Source organism: Duganella sp. LjRoot269 (assembly GCF_964254095.1).
Classification (GTDB): domain Bacteria; phylum Pseudomonadota; class Gammaproteobacteria; order Burkholderiales; family Burkholderiaceae_D; genus Rugamonas; species Rugamonas hordei.
Map to the genome: position 1 here is coordinate 462854 of NZ_CAXUSL020000001.1, position 17715 is coordinate 480568.

Here is a 17715-nt window from a genome sequence, read left to right on the forward strand (position 1 = left end):
TGGCACTCGCTACGCGGGCGTTTCGGCCTGGCTGCGGAACTCGCCGGGCGTCATGCCGGTGGACTTTTTAAATACGCGGTTCATCGCGCTTTTGCTATTAAATCCGGCCAACATCGCCAGGTCCAGGATGCTGGCACTGCTCTGTTGCGGGTCGAGAAGGGCGAATTTGAGCGCCTCGACGCGGTATCGGTTCAGAAAATCGGCAAAATTGGTGCCGCAGCTTTCGTTGATCAGCTGGGACAGTTCGTGCGGCGTCATCGCGATCTGTCCGGCCAGTTCTTCCAGCTTCAACTCGCCGTTACGGTAGGGCTGGTCCCGCTCCATGCAGGCGGTCAGCCGTGCCAGGAAGGCGCCGCTGTCGGCTGTGGATAACTTGTTGCTGGCGTAGCGAGGTTTCGGTGGCGGCAGCGTTTGAGGGCGATAGCCCAGCGGCAGCCGCATCGCCGTGAAGGCGGTCGCGAACACGAACAGCATCAGCGCGATGCCGTCCACGGCATCGGCGGACACCGGCAGCTCGACGTCCAGCAGCGCCATCGCCAGCGCGGCGATGCTCAGCGCGGCGCTGGCCAGCCAGACGCGCATCAGCCGCCGCAGGCCGTGCAGCAGGCCGGAATCGGCCGGCACCCGCTGCACCAGCCGGTAGCTGGCGTAGATATAAGACAGCAGGATCGCCAGCTTGACCACTCCGCCCAGCGCCAGATACCACGGCAGGCCGTCCCACTGCCGCATCCACGCCAGTTTTTCAGCGGCCGGGCGCAGGTAGAACGGCATCATCGCCAGCGTGGCGGCGCCGAACGGCACAAAATGCAGCAGCGCGCGGCGGCCCAGCGGCTGGTCGGACAGCATCGCATGCAGGTAGAGATACAACAGCGGCCCGACGGCCAATCCCAGCGTGACGATGGACAGCGCGCTGTGCGGATACTGCGGGTAGAGATGATTGATCCCCAGCCAGCCGTGACCCATGATGGCCGCGAACATCAGCAGCAGCGCGGACAGCAGCCGGTTGGCGGTGCGCATTTCCGGCTGGCGGGTGCTCAGCAGCGTGGCGCTGAGGAAGAAGGCCTGGCCGATCGCCAGCAGGTATAAGCCCGAGAGTATCTGTATCAACATGATACAAATCCTGACAGTATCGGCCGATGAAAGCAATTACAATAAATCCAACATTATTAAAAAATGAAAGCGCGGCCGATGAAGAAACTGCTTGCTGTATCGATGATGCTGGCGCTGGCCGGCGCGGCCCATGCCGCCGTGATGCCCAACCCTGCCGCCGAGGCGCTGGTCAAGGAAGCCAATGTGCTGGCCGCGCAAAACAAGTACCAGGAAGCGATCAACAAATATTCCGAAGCGATGAAGGCCGATCCTTCGTCGTCGACGCCGCTGTCGCATATCGCCCACGTGTTGCTGATGGTGTCGCTGAAAAACACGCCGGAGAACGCGGCCAAGTTGAAACAGCAGGCCGAAGGCGCTGCGCGCCAGGCATTGAAGATTGCATCGGACGACCCGCTGGCGCAGGAAGTGCTGCGCACGCTGTTGGACGATAAGCCGGCGCCGCTGCACGTTCCGACAGAGGCGGCGTGGAAGCTGGCGCAGGAAGGCGAGGTGCTGTTCCAGTCGCAGAAGCCCGACGAGGCGCGCGCAAAATACGAACAGGCGGGGCAACTGGATCCGCTGTACTCGAGTGCCTGGGTCTATGCAGGAGATTGCTACTACACGCAGAAGAACTGGCCGGAGGCGGAGGCGCGCTTCCGCAGGGCGACCGAGATCGAGCCGCTGAACAGCCAGGCCTGGCGCTTCCTGTCCGACGCGCTGGCCCAGCAGGGCAAGCGGCCGGCGGCCGAGGCGGCGCTGTTGAGCGGCATCGCGGCGCAACCGAGCCAGCAGCCGAACTGGGACAAGCTGGCGGCCCTGCGCGGCGCGGCCGGTTTCCCGCTGACGTCCCTGCATCTGGTGCGCAAGGGTAGTGGCAGGGTGGATCCCGATACCGGCAAGCCGGTCGTCAATCTCGACCCATCGCTGAACGGCGCGGCCGAGCAAAAGAGTCCGGACGGCGCCCTCTGGATGATGGTGGGCATGACGCAGGCTAACCTGCTCTTGAAGAACCGCGAGGCCAACGTGGCCGACAAGCCGTTCGCCATCGAACTGGCGGCATGGGAGGGCGCGATGAAGGTGGCCGACGAAATCGCCGGCAACGGCGGCGGCGAGGTCACCGATCCGGCGCTGAAATCCATGCGCATGCTGGCCAAGGCCGGCCAGCTGGAAACGGCGCTGCTGCTGTTGCAGTACAAGGAATCCTGGCGCCCCGAGTTCGAGGCGTGGAAGAAGGAGAACCCGAACGGTATCCGAAAATTCATCGATACCTACGGGCTGCGTCCCTGATCAGCTCTCTGTCTGGATGGCCCACAGGCCCGGCAGGTTGCGCCAGTAGCCATAGGCGTCCATGCCGAAGCCGACGACGAAGCGGTTCGGAATGGTGATGCCGACGATGTCCGCCTTGACCGGCTTGGCCTTGCCGATCGCCTTGTCGGCGAAGACGGCCAGCACCACTTCGGCGGCGCCCATGTCCAGCAGTCGCTGCTTGACGTGGGCCAGCGTTTCGCCTTCGTCCAGGATATCGTCCAGCACGATGACCACGCGGCCGGCCACGTTCGAACGCGGCACCACTTTCCACACGACCTGGCCACCCCGGTCTTCGTCGCCGTAGCGGCTGACGTGGATGTAGTCGAATTCGAGCGGGAAGGTCAGCTGCGGCAGCAGGTTGCCGGTGAAGACCACCGCGCCGCCCATCACGCCCAGCACCAGCGGGAATTCCTCGCTGTCCGGCCGGTCGAAACGGGCGTTAAGGGTATCGGCCATCGCGGTGACTGCGTTGTCGACGGTCTCTTTGCTGAACAGCTCTTCCGCGTTCTCCAGCAGGGCGCGGGCGCGGTTGTGGTGGAAGTCTTGCATGATCTTCTTCGGCTTCTAAAAACAGGTGGGAAGTTCGCTATTATCCGCCATATCCCGGCCCTACGCTTGGCGTTGGATTTATGCCACAACCGTTGTTTTACTCGCTGTTTACTTGTAGTCGCGCACGTCGTCGATCACCTTGCCGTCGTTGGGGAGGCTGCCGATGCCGGCAAATTGCACCTCGCCCCGCAGCTTGGTCAGGTCTCGTATCGATTCGACAATGGCGCCGGCGCTTGCGGAACCGGGATCGGCCACCTCGCAGTGCAGCGTCATCACATCCTGCGCCATCTGGCCGGAGACCACCAGCCGCGCCTTGACGATTTCCGGATGCCGCTGCGTGACCGCATGTACCTGCGACGGGTGGACGAACATCGCGCGCACCTTGGTGGTCTGGTCGGCGCGGCCCATCCAGCCTTTGATGCGGGTGTTGGTGCGGCCGCAAGGCGAGTCCGGCACGCCGGTCAGCACCGCCGACAGGTCGCCGGTGGCAAAGCGTATCAGCGGATAGTCGGGGTTGAAAACGGTGAGCACCACTTCGCCGATCTCGCCCGGCGGCACGGGATCGCCGCTGCCGGGGCGGACGATTTCCAGTATCACGTCCTCGTCGAGCACCATGCCCGGATGGCGCACATCGCCGCTGCGGGTTTCGTAGGCGATGCTGCCGATATCGGCCGACGCATACGCCTGCAGCACGTGCGGCACGCCGTTCTCGGCGAACCAGGTGCGCAGCGATTCGGGCAGCGCCTCCGCGCTCATCAGCGCCTGCCTGATGCTGCTGACGTCCGCGCCCAGTTCCCGCGCCTTCTCGATGATGATCTTCAGGAAGGACGGCGTGCCGATGTAGGTATCGGGCCGCAGCGCGCTGATGGCCTGCACCTGCATTTCGGTCTGGCCGGCGCCGGCCGGTATTACGGCGCAGCCGATGCGGGCGGCGCCGCCTTCAACCATGAAGGCGGCCGGCGTGAAGTGATAGGAGAAGCAGTTCTGCAGCAGGCCGCCGGGGCGCACACCGGCCGCATACATCGGCCGCGCGAAACGCCACCAGTCCTGGCTGCGGCCTTCGGGATCGAAGATCGGGCCGGGCGACATGTACACCCGCGCCAGCTGACCGGCCGGGGTTGTATTCAGGCCGCCGAACGGCGCCTGTTTTTTTTGCAGCGCGTGCAGGTCCGATTTGCGCGTGACCGGCAGCGTGGCCAGCGCGGCGCGGCTGTTGATGTTGGCGGCGTCCACGTTTTCGAGTATGCGCGACCAGCCGGCGGCGGCCTTCGCGCGCGCCACCAACTGCGGCAGGCGCGCCATCAGTTCGCGCTCGCGTTGTTCCGGCGGGCGCACTTCCAGGCTATCGAGGGTATCGGCCATGTGCTTATCCTTGTATTTCGCGTTGCAGCTTCTTGGTCAGTTTGGCGAACACCAGCTCGTAGGAACGCTTCAGCAGTTCCGCGGCCTCGACATCGCTGACGGACTTCAGGTCCTCGATATAAACCCATTTCGCGCGCGCCAGGTACGGTGCCGGAATGATGCCGGGGCGGTCGGTCAGTTCGAGAAAACGATCGTCGTCCACCTTGAAGCTGATGCCCTTGGCGTTGTCGTCAAGCGAGGTGACGGCGAACATTTTTTCACCGACCGAGAAGACGAGGTCGTCGCCCCACTTGGTGTCTTCGGTGGCGCCGGCAAAGCTGCGGCACAAAGCTTTGGCCTTCTTGATATTCATTCGTTGCTGTCCTTAGTCCTTATGCCAGCCAGCGTTTGCGGCGGCGGTAAAATTTCATGTCGCGGAAGCTCTTGCGGCCGGCGCCTGAAACGCCGAGGTAGAACTCCTTGACGTCTTCGTTGCTGGCCAATTCGGAGGCCGCGCCTTCCATCACCACGCGGCCGTTTTCCAGGATGTAGCCGAAATCGGCGTAGCGCAGCGCGATGCTGGTGTTCTGCTCGGCCAGCAGGAAGGAGACGTTCTCCTTGCTGTTCAAGTCCTTCACGATGCCGAAGATTTCATCGACGATCTGCGGCGCGATGCCCATCGAGGGTTCGTCCAGCAGGATCATCGACGGCTTGGCCATCAGTGCGCGGCCGATGGCGCACATCTGCTGCTCGCCGCCCGAGGTGTAGCCGGCCTGGCTGCCGCGACGCTCCCGCAGGCGCGGGAAGTAGTGGTAGACCTTTTCCAGCGATTCCTTCAACTCCGCGCGCGATGCGCTGCGCGTGTAGGCGCCGGTGAGCAGGTTCTCTTCTATGGTCAGGTGGCCGAAGCAATGGCGCCCTTCCATCACCTGCGACAGGCCGCGCTTGACCAGTTCATTCGGCGTCAGCTGGTCGATGCGCTCGCCCTTGAACTGGACTTCGCCCTTGGTGACGTCGCCCCGTTCGCCGCGCAGCAGCGTGGAGATGGTCTTCAGCGTGGTGGACTTGCCGGCGCCGTTGGCGCCCAGCAGGGCCACGATCTTCCCTTGCGGGACCTGCAGCGACACGCCTTTGAGCACCAGGATAACGTGGTCGTAGATGACCTCCACGTTATTCACCGAGAGATAAGGTGTCGTCATTTTGCGCAGGCCGGCGTGATTTTCTTCTCGGCGGCATAGGCTGCGGAGCTTTCCTCCAGCAGCTTGCGCGTCAAGGCCTTGTCGCCGACGATCCAGTTCGGCGTGATGGCGTTCCACTTCTTGCCGTCCCATTGCTGGACCTTGACCGCGCCTGAGCCTTCATGATCGTCGCAGCTGGTTTTAACCACCGGCAGCATGCCGAACGCGCCGATGGCTTTCTGGCGCGCCTCGTCGACGTTCAGGTGCTCCAGGCCCCAACGCATTTGCTCGCCGGTGACCGGTTTGCCCTTGCCGAATTTTTCCTGCGCGGTGCGCATTGCCTCGACCCACAGGATCGCCGCGCTGACGCCGCGCATGTGGTACACGGAGCCGATGCGGCTGCGGTCGGCCAGGTTGCCCTTGCCGGCGTCGTAGATTTTCTTGTGGATCTCATCCATCACGGGGTAGTTGCCCGGCGTGTTGAAGGTCATCGCGCTGTAGCCCTTGGCCGCATCGCCCGTAGGTACGGTATCTTCTTCCGATCCGGCCCACCATACGCCGAGCATTTTCTCGCGAGGGAAGCCGTTGCGCTGCGCGGTCTTGATCGCGACCGCGTTCATCGAACCCCATCCCCACAGGATCACGTAGTCCGGATTGGCCTGGCGGATCTGCAGCCACTGCGACTGCTGTTCGCTGCCCGGCGGCGTGACGGGAATCTTGATCAGGTCGAAGCCGTACTGCTTGGACAAGGCTTCCAGCACCGGCAAGGGTTCCTTGCCGAACGCCGAGTCGTGGTACAGGTGGACGATCTTCTTGCCCTTCAGCTTGTCCATGCCGCCGCTTTTATCACCAAGGTATTTGATCATCGCGGCCGCCTGATTCCAGTAGCTGGTGATCAGCGGGAAGACGTAGGGGAAGACCTTGCCGTTGGCGGCGTCCGAGCGGCCGTAGCCGATCATCGTCATCGGAATCTTATCGGTGGCCAGGCGATCGAGCACGCCGTAGGCGACGCCGGTCGACAGCGGCTCGACCAGCGTGGCGCCGCCGTTCTTGGTCTTCAGCCGTTCGTAGCATTCGACGCCGCGCGACGGGTTGTATTCGGTCTCGCATTCTTCCCACGAGATCTTCACGCCGTTGACGCCGCCCGACAGGTTGACCAGGTTGAAGTAGTCGATGATGCCGCCGTAGAAACCGGAACCACCGGCCGCGTAAGGACCGACGCGATAGGAGGGCAGGGCGACGTACTGGTCTTGCGCCCATGCGGTACCGGCGGATGCCAGTGTGAGTCCGAGTGCGATGATGGATGCGATGCGCTTCATAATCTTCTCCTCAAGTTATAGTTTTATGCGTTCAGTGCGGGAACGGCCACAGACGCAACTTCTCTTTACCGATTTGCCACAAACGCGCCAGGCCGTGAGGCTCGACTATCAGGAAAAATATGATCAGCGCGCCAAACACCATCAACTCCAGGTTCGACGCCACGCTGGTCGGCAGCGCCAGGCTGTGCGCGAAAATATTCAGGAACACCGGCAGCAGCACGATGAACGCCGCGCCGAGGAAGGAACCCAGCACCGAACCGACGCCGCCGATGATGACCATGAACAGGATGCGGAACGACAGGTCGAGGTTGTAGGCTTCCGGCTCCACGGTGCCGAGGTAGGCGTACGCGTACAGCGCGCCGGCCACGCCACAGTAGAACGAGCTGACGGCGAAGGCCAGCAGCTTGGTGCGCATCAGGCGGAAGCCGATCACCTCGGCCGCCACGTCCATGTCGCGCACCGCCATCCACGAGCGGCCGACGTTGGAGCGGATCATGTTTTTGGCCAGCAGCGCCATCACGGCCACCACGCCCAGCACCAGCAGGTATTTGCGGTCCGGCGTGTCGAACTGGTAGCCGAGGATGACGATCTTCTGCGCGGTGATGACGCCGGAGCTGCTGTAGTTGGTCAGGTAGGGAATCTTGGTCAGGCACCAGACCACGAAGAACTGCGTGGCCAGCGTCGACGCGGCCAGGTAGAAGCCGCGTATCCGCAGCGACGGCAGGCCGAAGGCGATGCCGACCAGCGCCGCGCTCAAGCCACCCAGCACGAACGCCAGCAGCACCGGCAGGCCGGGCAGCCGGGCCAGGAAGTTATACGAGGCGAAGGCGCCGACCGCCATGAAGGCGGCCGTGCCCAGCGACAGCTGGCCGGCATAGCCGGTCAGGATGTTCAGGCCCAGCGCTGCCAGCGAGAAGATCAGGAAGGGGATCAGGATCGCCGACAGCGTGTACGGCGATGCGAACAGCGGCACGACCACAATCGCCACAGCCAGCAGCGCGAACAGCGCGATGCGGTCCTGCAGGATGGGGAAGATCTGGCTGTCGGCCTGATAGCTGGTTTTAAATTGTCCTGCTTCGCGGTAGAGCATTCTGGCCTCTCAGATTCTGCGGATGATTTTTTCGCCGAACAGGCCTTCCGGCCGCACCAGCAGGAACAACAGGGCCAGCACATACGGGAACCAGCCCTCGATGCCGCCGCCGACCAGCGGGCCGATATACACCTCGGCCAGCTTTTCGGAGGCGCCGATAATCAGGCCGCCGACGATGGCACCGGGCATCGAGGTAAAGCCGCCCAGTATCAGCACCGGCAGCGCCTTCAGCGCCACGAAGGTCAGCGCGAACTGCACGCCGTTGCGGGCGCCCCACAGCAGGCCTGCCACCAGCGCGACCAACCCGGCCACCGCCCACAGCACCGCCCAGATGCGCTGCAGCGGAATGCCCACCGCCAGCGCCGCCTGATGGTCGTCCGCCACGGCGCGCAGCGCGCGGCCCACCTTGGTCTTGGAGAACAGCAGGGCCAGCGTGGTCACCAGCAGGCCGCACACCGCCGCCGCCATGATGTCGAACTGCGACACCAGGATGTTAAATTTGTTCATCAGGTATTCGGACGGCACGTCCTCGATCGGCAGTTCCAGCTTGTGCACCTGCGCGCCCCACATCAGCTGCGCCAGGCCTTCGATGAAGAAAGCCAGGCCGATGGTGGCCATGAACAGCGTGATCTCCGGCTGGTTGACCAAAGGCCGCAGCACCACCCGCTCGATCGCGATGCCGAGCAGGATCATGACGACGATGGTCAGCGGTATCGCCACCCACAGCGATACGCCGAAGTTGTCGACGATGCCGACGCAGGTCAGCGCGGCGAAGAACACCATCGCGCCCTGGGCGAAGTTGAACACGCCGGAAGCTTTGTAGATCAGCACAAAGCCGATCGCCACCAGCGCATACATCACGCCCGACAGCAGGCCGCCGATCAGCACCTCAAAGAAGAAATTGATGTTCATTTTAAGACCCTGTCAGATTGCAGGCGGGAGACTGCCCATTCATGGGCAGTCCGTTCCGTAGGCAGGCAGCATGCTGCCTGAATTCCCTACTCCACCTCCGAGATAAGCGTTGATCACGTCCTGGTTGCAGCGGACCTCGTCCGGCGTGCCGTCGCCGATTTTCTTGCCGTAGTCGAGCACCACCACGCGGTCCGAGATATCCATCACCACGCCCATGTCGTGCTCGATCAGCACGATGGTGGTGCCGAATTGGTCGTTGACGTCGAGGATGAAGCGGCACATGTCCTGTTTCTCTTCGACGTTCATGCCGGCCATCGGTTCGTCCAGCAGCAGGATCTCCGGCTCGGCGGCCAGCGCGCGGCCCAGCTCCACGCGCTTCTGCAGGCCATACGGCAGGCGGCCCACCGGCGTCTTGCGGATCGCCTGGATCTCCAGGAAGTCGATGATTTCTTCCGCCTTGACGCGGTGAGCGATTTCCTCGCGCCGGGCCGGGCCCCAGTACAGGGCCTGCATCAGGAAGTTCGATTTCATCTTCAGGTTACGGCCGGTCATGATGTTGTCGAGGACCGTCATGCCCTTGAACAGCGCGATGTTCTGGAAGGTGCGGGCGATGCCGGACTTGGCCGCCGCATGCACATCCATATTCTTGCGATGTTCGCCGCGATAGATGATCTCCCCCTGCTGCGGGCGGTACACGCCGTTGATCACGTTCAGCATCGAGCTCTTACCGGCGCCGTTCGGGCCGATGATGGCACGGATTTCATGCTGCTTCACGTCGAAGGAAATATCGGTCAGCGCTTTCACGCCGCCGAAAGACAGCGAGATATTTTTCAGGTCGAGAATCACCGGCCCGATCTTGCGGCGCGTTGGATCGGTGCCGAAATGGGCGTCTGGTTCGTTCATTTGCATGGTGTCGTCCTCCATTCCGACCTAGGCCGCTGCCTGGATGGCAGGGAAGGTCTTGCACGGTTCGATCTTCAGATTCGCCGCCACCAGCCCGGTGCGCCCATCCTCGAACTTGACCTGCGTTTCGATGTACTGCGAAGTCTTGCCGCTGTAGAGCGCATCGATCAGCACCGCGTATTTCTCGGCGATGAACTTGCGCCGCACCTTGCGCGTGCGCGTCAGCTCGTCGTCATCGGGGTCGAGCTCCTTGTGCAGCACCAGGTAGCGGTGGATCTGCGTGTCGCTCATCATCGGCTCGGCGGCCAGGTCGGCGTTGACCTGCTCGATGCAGTCGCGCACCAGGCCATAGACCTGCGGATGCGCGGCCAGGTCGGTGTAGCCGGAATAGGCGATGCTGCGGCGTTCGGCCCAGTTGCCCACGGCCTCGATGTCGATGTTGATGAAGGCGCAGACCTCGTCGCGCTTATCGCCGAACACCACCGCCTCCTTGATGAAGGGGAAGAACTTGAGCTTGTTCTCGACGTAGTTGGGCGCGAAGATGGCGCCGCCGTTCATCCTGCCCACGTCCGCCGCGCGGTCGATGATCTTCAGGTGGCCTTCGTGGTCGAACAGGCCGGCGTCGCCGGTGTGGAAGTAGCCCTGCGCGTCGATCGCCTCGGCGGTGGCGTCGGGACGCTTGTAATAGCAGTCCATCAAGGTTGGCGATTTGACCAGCACCTCGCCGTTGTCGGCCAGCTTGACCTCCACGCCCGGCGCCGGCAGGCCGACGCTGTCGAACTTGATCTGGCCGTCCGGCTGCAGACATATGTATGCGCAGGTTTCGGTGGAGCCGTAGAACTGCTTCAGGTTGACGCCGATGGAGCGGTAGAAGCGAAACAGGTCCGGGCCGATCGCCGCGCCAGCGGTGTAGGCGACCCGCACACGCGAGAGGCCCAGCACGTTTTTCAGCGGGCCGTAGACCAGCACCTTGCCCAGCGCGTACGACAGCCGGTCGCCCGGCGCCACCGGTTTGCCGTCGAGGATGTCGGAACCGCAGCGGCGCGCCACCGCCATGAAGTGATGGAACATGCGGCGCTTGATCGCGCCCGCGTCCTCCATCCGTATCATCACCGTGGTCAGCATGTTCTCGAACACGCGCGGCGGGGCGAAGTAATAAGTGGGGCCGATTTCGCGCATGTCGGTCATCACGGTGTCGCCGGATTCGGGACAGTTGACGGTGAAGCCGGCCGTCATCGCCTGGGCGAAGGAGAACAGGCAGTCACCCACCCAGGCCATCGGCAGGTAGGACAGGATGTCTTCCTCGTCGGTGAGCTTTTCAAAGCCGACGCCGCCGGTGCCGGCCGCGATCAGCGCGGCGTGGGTCTGGCACACGCCTTTCGGTTTGCCGGTGGTGCCGGAGGTGTAGAGGATGATGGCGTTGTCGCCGCCCTTGCCGGCGTTGACGGCGGCGTCGAACTTGCCGGGATTGGCCTTGTCCCATTCGTGGCCCAGCTCCTGCAGCCGGGCGAAGGACAGCAGGCCGGTCTGGCGGTAGTGGCGCATGCCGCGCTCGTCGTCGTAGGCGATGTGCTCGATGTGTGGATATAAAGATTGCAATTCAAGCAGCTTGTCGACCTGTTCCTGGTCTTCGACGACGGCGTAGCGGATCTCGGCGTTTTCCAGCACATAGGCCATGTCGGCGGCGGGGGCGTCCTGGTACAGGGGGACCGGTACGCCGCCCAGGCATTGCGCGGCCAGCATGGACCAGTACAGGCGCGGACGGTTGTCGCCGATGATGGCCAGGTTCATGCCGCGTTCGAAGCCCAGCGACGCCAGGCCGCAGGCGAGCGCCCGCACCTCGTCGCTTACCTGCGCCCAGGTCCAGCTTTGCCAGATCCCCAGATATTTTTCGCGAAACGCGGGTTTCCCCGGGCGGACCTGGGCATGTGTCAGCAGCCAGCGTGGAAAGGTCTCGTTCTGTGTATGCACCAGTGTCTCCCTGTTGCCATCTATTTATGATGATGCCGCTTTTTTATGTGATGATATTAGCCTGCCGCAGAAAGGGAAGTTGTCTTTTCGGCGACATTTGATCGAACTTTCTATGGTGCGTCGCAATATGTCTGATCGGAATCAAATTACTCTAAAAGAAGCTTTGCGTTCGGCGATCTGGGCCCAGGGTCTGACGCCGGAACAAATGGCGCGCGTCGAGGCCGATACCTTTGAAACTTTCGTTCCCAAGGGCGGCTATGTTTGTCGCAAGGGCGAAATGGTGGAGCATTGGCTGGGTATTATGGAAGGCATGGTCAAGATGACCAATTTCTCCGCTGCCGGTAAAAGCGTTTCTTTTACCGGCGTGCCGCCGGGGGGCTGGTTTGGCGAAGGTTCGCTTTTAAAGAAAGAAATCCTTAAATATGATGCGATGACCTTGCGCGATAGCCGCATCGCGCGCATGCCTATGTCAACTTTTCATTGGCTGCTGGAATCAAGTTTGCCGTTCACCCGTTTCCTGCTAATGCAGTTGAACGAGCGCCTGGGCCAGTTTATCGGCATGGTGGAAAATGACCGTTTATTGAATCCGGATACCCGGGTGGCGCGCTGTCTCGTTTCCATGTTTAACTCCCATCTTTATCCGGGATTGGAGAAGCTGGTGCAGATATCGCAGGAGGAATTGGGATTGCTGTCCGGCGCGTCGCGGCAGCGCGCAAACCAGGCGTTGCAGCTTTTGGAAAAACAAGGCTTGCTCAGCCTTGATTATGGCGGCATTCGTATTCTGGATCTTGAAGGTTTGCGCCGTTACGAAGCCTGAAACAGGTTTCTATAATCATCAAAAAGCTGCCGCATGGGAGTTTTTTTTCGTTCGGAGTACGCTACGCCCTTGAATCATGCTGATTTTTGGCGCGTTCTAGCCAAATTTGGGCATGTGGAGCTCGCCGCAGGGCGATCAGGGAGCGAGGCTACCTGCCCGATGACTAATAAGATCCGAGGAGTTGATATTCAGGCGGCGCTACGCAGCTTTGCCTGCCAGCGATCGTACATTTCCTGCATGGTAAGCCAGCTTTCCGGCGAGCTGCCTAACCCTTCAGATAAACGTTGGGCCATTGCGGCAGTTACCCGGCCGCGCCCGCTTAAAATACGATGTAAAGTCGATGGCGCTATTCCAAGTTTCTCCGCACAACGGCGGCCACTCAGTTTTTGCGGGCGTAGGTATACTTCTAAAATGAATTCACCGGGATGGAGGGGAGCATACATTTCCATTAGTGATAATCCTCATAATCGACTACATAAGCATTACCATGAATAAATTCAAACGTGATGCGCCAATTACCACTCACAGTAACAGCCCAGCGGGACGGTATTAACCCCTGCAATCGATGAAAATAAAATCCAGGCTTATTCATGTCATTAACATCTTCGGAGGACTGCAATGCCGTCAGTAATATTTTTAGCCGCTTTGCGTGCTTCGGCTGGATACCCGCGAGATTTCCGGTTTCAAAAAACCGGCGCAAACCTTTGTGCTGGAATGAGACGATCATGATCACTATAGCTTTCGGCATGTCGCGTAACAAGCTGAGCGATTAAATCATTCCCACTTTCCATACGTCTGGCGGCAGATCAAACTTCGGAACCAGCGCCCCGGGCAATCGCGGTATCATAGCGACAAGCTATGCCGCACCGGCGGCGCATTAGAAGTGAAATCCATGCAAACTCCAGACACCTCCCAAGTCGTCGAGCGCCTCGCGCTGTTGAGGACGGCGATGCATCAGCAACAGATCGATGCGCTGATGGTGCCGTCGGCCGACCCCCACCTGTCCGAATACCTGCCCGAACGCTGGCAGGGCCGCGAATGGCTGTCCGGCTTCACCGGTTCGGTCGGCACCTTCATCATCACGCCTGACTTTGCCGGCGTCTGGACCGACGCCCGCTACTGGACCCAGGCCGAGCAGCAACTGGCCGGCACCGGCATCCAGCTGATGAAACTGACCTCCGGCGCCAGCGTCCAATATGTCGACTGGCTGGCCGCCAACCTGAAAGCCGGCCAGACCGCCGCCGTCGACGGCGCCGTGCTGGGCCTGTCGATTGCCCGCCTGCTGGAACAGGGCCTGGCCGCCGCCGGCGTCAAACTGCGCACCGATATTGATTTATTGCAACAAATTTGGGCCGGCCGCCCGCCATTGCCGGCCGCGCCGGTGTACGAGCACCTGCCGCCGTACGCGTCGAAAACCCGGGTCGAAAAACTGGCCGAGCTGCGCGGCGCGATGCAGCAGTTGGGCGCCCAGCGCCATCTGATTTCCACGCTCGACGACATCGCCTACCTGTTCAACCTGCGCGGCGCAGACGTCAATTACAACCCGATCTTCCTGTCGCACGCGCTGATCGCCCCCAGCCGCGCCACGCTGTTTGTCGCCGGCGGCAAGATTCCGGCCGAACTCATCACCGCGCTGACGGAAGACGGCGTCGATGTTGCACCATACGAAACGATTTCCGTCGCGTTGGCCACGCTGCCGGCCGACAGCACGCTGCTGATCGACCCGCGCCGCATCACCTACGGCACCCGTCAATGGGTACCGGCCACGGTCAAAGTCATCGAGTCGATCAACCCGACCACCTTCGCCAAGTCCAAAAAGAGCGACGCGGACGCCGCCCACGTGCGCGCGGCGATGGAGCAGGACGGCGCCGCCCTGTGCGAATTCTTCACCTGGCTTGACAAAACGCTGGCCGACCCGCAGCGCGCGCCGTTGACCGAAGTGGCGATCGACCACCACATCACGGCGGCGCGCGCGCGGCGTCCGGGTTTCGTCAGCCCGAGCTTCTCGACCATCGCCGGCTTCCGCTCGAACGGCGCGATCATGCACTACCGCGCCACCGAGGCGCAGCACTCCATCATTGAAGGCGACGGCCTGCTGCTGATCGATTCCGGCGGCCAGTACCTGGGCGGCACCACCGACATCACCCGCGTGGTCGGCGTCGGCAGCATCACGGCGGAGCACAAGCGCGACTTCACGCTGGTGCTCAAGGGCGTGATCGCCTTGTCGTCGGCGCGCTTCCCGCGCGGGACCAGGTCGCCGATGCTGGACGCCATCGCCCGCGCGCCGCTGTGGGCCGAAGGCCTGGACTTTGGCCACGGCACCGGCCACGGCGTCGGCTACTTCCTCAACGTGCACGAAGGTCCGCAGTCGATTTCGCAATCCGCGATGCCGGAGCCGCATACCGCCATGGAGCCCGGCATGATCACCTCGATCGAGCCAGGCCTGTACCGGCCCGGCAAATGGGGCATCCGCATCGAGAACCTGGTGCTGAACCGCCCGGCGGGCCAGACCGAATTCGGCGACTTCCTGCAGTTCGAAACGCTGACGCTGTGCCCGATCGACACCCGCTGCATGGCCGCCGATCTGCTGCGCGACGACGAAAAACAATGGCTGAACAACTACCACGCCACGGTGCGCGAGCGCCTGTCGCCGCTGTTGTCGGGCGACGCGCTGGCGTGGCTGAACCAACGAACGGAGGCACTATGAGCGGCCGCGCAACCCGGGCCACAACGGCCGTCGACCGCCTGAAAGTCCGCAGCGGCAATCCGAAATATTCGATGTCGCGCACCGGCAGCGGCCATTTCTTCCTGACCGAAGGCGCCGGCCAGCCGCCGCTGTGCGCGCCGCTGGAACTGGACGATTTCGTCGCCTTCGTCAACGGCATTTCGCCTGCGGCGCCCAAGCGGGTCAGCAAACTCGATGTGGCGTTCGAAAAACAGCTCGTAAAAAAAGCGCCGTAAAACGGCGCGACATAACTAGAAAGGGCGGGTATGCCGTCGATCGAATTCCTGTTTGCCTATTGGTCCGCCCACGAGATCGCCACCAACGGCGTCATCCTGCTCAATTTGGTCGGCGCGCTGCTGCTTGGCCTGATGGTCGGCTATGAGCGTTCGTATCACGGCCGCGCGGCAGGCATGCGCACCTACGGCCTGGTGTGCATGGCGTCCGCCGCGCTGACCGTCATCGGCGGCTATCCCGGCGACTGGTTCGGCGGCCATGCCGGCCACACCATACTGACTTCCGATCCAACCCGCATCGTGCAGGGGATCGTTACCGGCATTGGTTTTCTTGGCGCCGGCGTCATCATGCGCGAAGGTTTCAACATCAGCGGCCTGACGACGGCCGCGTCGATCTGGGCGTCGTCGGTGATCGGTGTCATGGTCGGCATTGGCTTCTACCTGGGCGCGATGGGCCTGGCGATATTGTGCGCCGGTGCGATGATATTCCTGTCAAAGCTGGAAGCATGGCTGCCATCGCGCCATGCGATCGCGATCACCATGCGCTTCAAGGAAGGCTATATGCCGCAAGAGCCGGCGCTGCGCGCGCTGGCGCTGCAGCGCGGTTATGAAATCGCCGGTGGCTCGCTGATGATCGGCAGCGATGCCGGCATGCAGGAGTGGCGCTTCGTCGCCATCGCGCTGAGCAAGCGCAGCGGCGCGCCGATGTCGGTGCTGTCGGCTGAGCTGGCGGTGTTTGACGGTATCCACAGCTTCCAGCTGTCGCACGCACGGAACTAAGACCATGAACGCACAAGCCCGGGCCGTATTCGATTTCTGGTTTCAGCCGTCCCCCGGCCAGGATGCCGCCGCGCCGCGCCGCGAATGGTTCCAGAAAGATGATGCCTTCGACCGTGAAATCGCCCAGCGCTTCGGCGCACAGATAGATGAGGCGCTGGCCGGCGGACTGCATGCCTGGGATGCGGAAGGCCCGCAGTCGGCGCTGGCGCGCATCCTGGTGCTGGACCAGTTCTGCCGCAACGTTTATCGCGGCACGCCGCTGGCGTTTGCCGGCGACCACCAGGCGCTGCAGGCGGCGCTCGACATGGTCGATGCGGAACAGGACCTGGAACTGCCGCCGTTGCAGCGTGCCTTTGTCTACCTGCCTTTCGAGCACGCGGAAGACATGGCGATGCAGGAGCAGGCGGTGGCTTTGTTCACGCGCATGGAAGGCAGCAACGGCATCGCCGGCATGCTCGATTACGCCAAACGGCACCGCGAAGTGATACGCCGCTTCGGCCGCTTCCCGCATCGTAACGCGATCCTTGGCCGCACCTCGACGCCGGCGGAAGCCGAATTCCTGAAACAGCCGGGATCGGGCTTCTGATGGCGGCGACGCTCAACCTGATCGGCGCCGGCCATGTGGGCCGTGTGCTGGGCCGCCTGTTGGCGGCGCAGGGCGGCTACACGGTCCAGCAGGTGCTGACACGCTCGGCGTCGAGCGCGCAGGAGGCGGTGGCCTTCATCGGCGCCGGCGCGTCGGTGGAGCGCTACGACCAGCTGCGGCCTGCCGCCGTGCACGTGCTGGCCGTCGGCGACGACCAGATCGTTCCCGCCTGCGCGGCGCTGGCGCGGGCCGTGCCGCTGGCAGGCAGCATAGTGTTTCACTGCAGTGGAGCGCTGGCCTCGACCCAGCTGCAAGCGGCGCGCGACGCCGGCGCATGGGTGGCCAGCGTGCATCCGATCCGCAGCTTTGCCGATCCGGCGGCGGTGGCCGCGCAATTTGCCGGGACCTTTTGCGGCATCGAAGGCGACGCCGCCGCGCTGGCCGTGCTGACGCCCGCGTTGCAGGCGATAGGCGCGCAGCCGGTGCCGATCGACGCGTCGGCCAAGACCGTGTATCACGCCGCCGCCGTCTTCGCCAGCAACTACCTGGTCACCGTGCTGGACGCAGCGTTGCGCGCCTACCAGGCGGCCGGCATTCCGGAACCGGTGGCGCGCCGGATGGCGCAGCCGTTGGCCACCGAGTCGATGGCCAATGTGTTCCGCCTGGGCGCTGCGGCCGCGCTCAGCGGGCCGGTCGCGCGCGGCGACATGGTCACCGTCGAACGCCAGCAGCGCGCCGTCACGCAATGGGATGCGGCGACCGGCGAGTTGTACCGGGCGCTGGTGGCGCCGACCGCCGATCTGGCGCGCCGCAAGTAGGCCGGCTGCGCTGCCCGGCCCGTTATCTTCTTGAAAATTACTACTTACTAACTATATTTCAGGTAGGCGTTGCAGTTTTATTGGTACGAATTCACA

19 protein-coding genes are annotated in these 17715 nt (G+C 62.9%); 7 read left to right on the plus strand and 12 right to left on the minus strand.

The features are described 5' to 3' along the window. Positions 1–9: 9 nt before the first annotated feature. A complete protein-coding gene (locus ACSQ3S_RS02010) occupies positions 10–1110 on the minus strand; it encodes a helix-turn-helix transcriptional regulator (RefSeq protein WP_436141446.1) in 1101 nt (366 codons plus the stop codon). A 78-nt stretch (positions 1111–1188) separates the two neighbouring features. Here ACSQ3S_RS02010 and ACSQ3S_RS02015 point away from each other — a divergent pair, with 78 nt between their 5' ends. Next, positions 1189–2376 (plus strand): tetratricopeptide repeat protein, encoded by a 1188-nt coding sequence (locus ACSQ3S_RS02015; RefSeq protein ID WP_436141447.1) that lies wholly within the window; start codon positions 1189–1191, stop codon positions 2374–2376. On the opposite strand, the gene ACSQ3S_RS02020 is transcribed toward ACSQ3S_RS02015, so the two are convergent. From ACSQ3S_RS02020 to ACSQ3S_RS02060, 9 genes are all read right to left on the minus strand, one after another. Further along, positions 2377–2946: a hypoxanthine-guanine phosphoribosyltransferase gene (locus tag ACSQ3S_RS02020; protein WP_176653162.1), complete on the minus strand. Its 570-nt coding sequence runs from the start codon at positions 2944–2946 to the stop codon at positions 2377–2379. Between the two features lie 108 nt (positions 2947–3054). Further along, entirely contained in the window at positions 3055–4308 is a 1254-nt protein-coding gene (locus tag ACSQ3S_RS02025) for a phenylacetate--CoA ligase family protein (protein ID WP_436141448.1), read from the minus strand. Positions 4309–4312: 4 nt separating this feature from the next. Next, on the minus strand, positions 4313–4660 hold the full coding sequence (locus ACSQ3S_RS02030) for an MmcQ/YjbR family DNA-binding protein (RefSeq protein ID WP_436141449.1): 348 nt from the start codon (positions 4658–4660) through the stop codon (positions 4313–4315). A 19-nt stretch (positions 4661–4679) separates the two neighbouring features. Then, positions 4680–5486: an ABC transporter ATP-binding protein gene (locus ACSQ3S_RS02035; RefSeq protein ID WP_176653159.1), complete on the minus strand. Its 807-nt coding sequence runs from the start codon at positions 5484–5486 to the stop codon at positions 4680–4682. Then, the gene (locus ACSQ3S_RS02040; protein WP_353401896.1) at positions 5483–6784 is read right to left on the minus strand and encodes an ABC transporter substrate-binding protein; all 1302 of its coding nucleotides are present in this window, start codon (positions 6782–6784) and stop codon (positions 5483–5485) included. The genes ACSQ3S_RS02035 and ACSQ3S_RS02040 overlap by 4 nt, the downstream gene beginning before the upstream one ends. Before the next feature lie 31 nt (positions 6785–6815). Continuing rightward, on the minus strand, positions 6816–7874 hold the full coding sequence (locus tag ACSQ3S_RS02045; RefSeq protein ID WP_176653157.1) for a branched-chain amino acid ABC transporter permease: 1059 nt from the start codon (positions 7872–7874) through the stop codon (positions 6816–6818). Positions 7875–7883: 9 nt separating this feature from the next. After that, a complete protein-coding gene (locus ACSQ3S_RS02050; RefSeq protein WP_176653485.1) occupies positions 7884–8780 on the minus strand; it encodes a branched-chain amino acid ABC transporter permease in 897 nt (298 codons plus the stop codon). Positions 8781–8825: 45 nt separating this feature from the next. Next, positions 8826–9695 (minus strand): ABC transporter ATP-binding protein, encoded by an 870-nt coding sequence (locus ACSQ3S_RS02055; protein WP_176653156.1) that lies wholly within the window; start codon positions 9693–9695, stop codon positions 8826–8828. 21 nt (positions 9696–9716) lie between these two features. Continuing rightward, positions 9717–11663 (minus strand): AMP-binding protein, encoded by a 1947-nt coding sequence (locus ACSQ3S_RS02060; protein ID WP_436144981.1) that lies wholly within the window; start codon positions 11661–11663, stop codon positions 9717–9719. Positions 11664–11787: 124 nt separating this feature from the next. Between ACSQ3S_RS02060 and ACSQ3S_RS02065 the strand changes: the two genes are divergently transcribed. Next, positions 11788–12477: a Crp/Fnr family transcriptional regulator gene (locus ACSQ3S_RS02065; RefSeq protein WP_176653484.1), complete on the plus strand. Its 690-nt coding sequence runs from the start codon at positions 11788–11790 to the stop codon at positions 12475–12477. A 188-nt stretch (positions 12478–12665) separates the two neighbouring features. Here the strand turns inward: ACSQ3S_RS02065 and ACSQ3S_RS02070 are convergent, their stop codons facing one another. Next, positions 12666–12926, minus strand: coding sequence for a HigA family addiction module antitoxin (locus tag ACSQ3S_RS02070; RefSeq protein ID WP_436141450.1), 261 nt, complete (start codon positions 12924–12926; stop codon positions 12666–12668). Next, positions 12926–13204 carry a type II toxin-antitoxin system RelE/ParE family toxin gene (locus ACSQ3S_RS02075; protein ID WP_436144982.1) on the minus strand — a complete coding sequence of 93 codons (279 nt, stop codon included), beginning with the start codon at positions 13202–13204 and terminating at the stop codon, positions 12926–12928. The genes ACSQ3S_RS02070 and ACSQ3S_RS02075 overlap by 1 nt, the downstream gene beginning before the upstream one ends. Positions 13205–13369: 165 nt before the next feature. Here ACSQ3S_RS02075 and ACSQ3S_RS02080 point away from each other — a divergent pair, with 165 nt between their 5' ends. The 5 genes from ACSQ3S_RS02080 to ACSQ3S_RS02100 are packed head-to-tail and all read left to right on the plus strand — an operon-like array spanning position 13370 to position 17619. Beyond that, positions 13370–15184 carry an aminopeptidase P family protein gene (locus ACSQ3S_RS02080; protein ID WP_436141451.1) on the plus strand — a complete coding sequence of 605 codons (1815 nt, stop codon included), beginning with the start codon at positions 13370–13372 and terminating at the stop codon, positions 15182–15184. After that, positions 15181–15438 (plus strand): hypothetical protein, encoded by a 258-nt coding sequence (locus ACSQ3S_RS02085; RefSeq protein ID WP_176653152.1) that lies wholly within the window; start codon positions 15181–15183, stop codon positions 15436–15438. Before ACSQ3S_RS02080 ends, ACSQ3S_RS02085 begins: the two co-directional genes overlap by 4 nt. A gap of 30 nt (positions 15439–15468) precedes the next feature. Then, positions 15469–16215 (plus strand): MgtC/SapB family protein, encoded by a 747-nt coding sequence (locus ACSQ3S_RS02090; protein WP_436141452.1) that lies wholly within the window; start codon positions 15469–15471, stop codon positions 16213–16215. A gap of 4 nt (positions 16216–16219) precedes the next feature. Next, entirely contained in the window at positions 16220–16801 is a 582-nt protein-coding gene (locus ACSQ3S_RS02095) for a DUF924 family protein (protein WP_436141453.1), read from the plus strand. Continuing rightward, entirely contained in the window at positions 16801–17619 is an 819-nt protein-coding gene (locus ACSQ3S_RS02100) for a Rossmann-like and DUF2520 domain-containing protein (RefSeq protein ID WP_436141454.1), read from the plus strand. Before ACSQ3S_RS02095 ends, ACSQ3S_RS02100 begins: the two co-directional genes overlap by 1 nt. Positions 17620–17715: the final 96 nt, after the last annotated feature.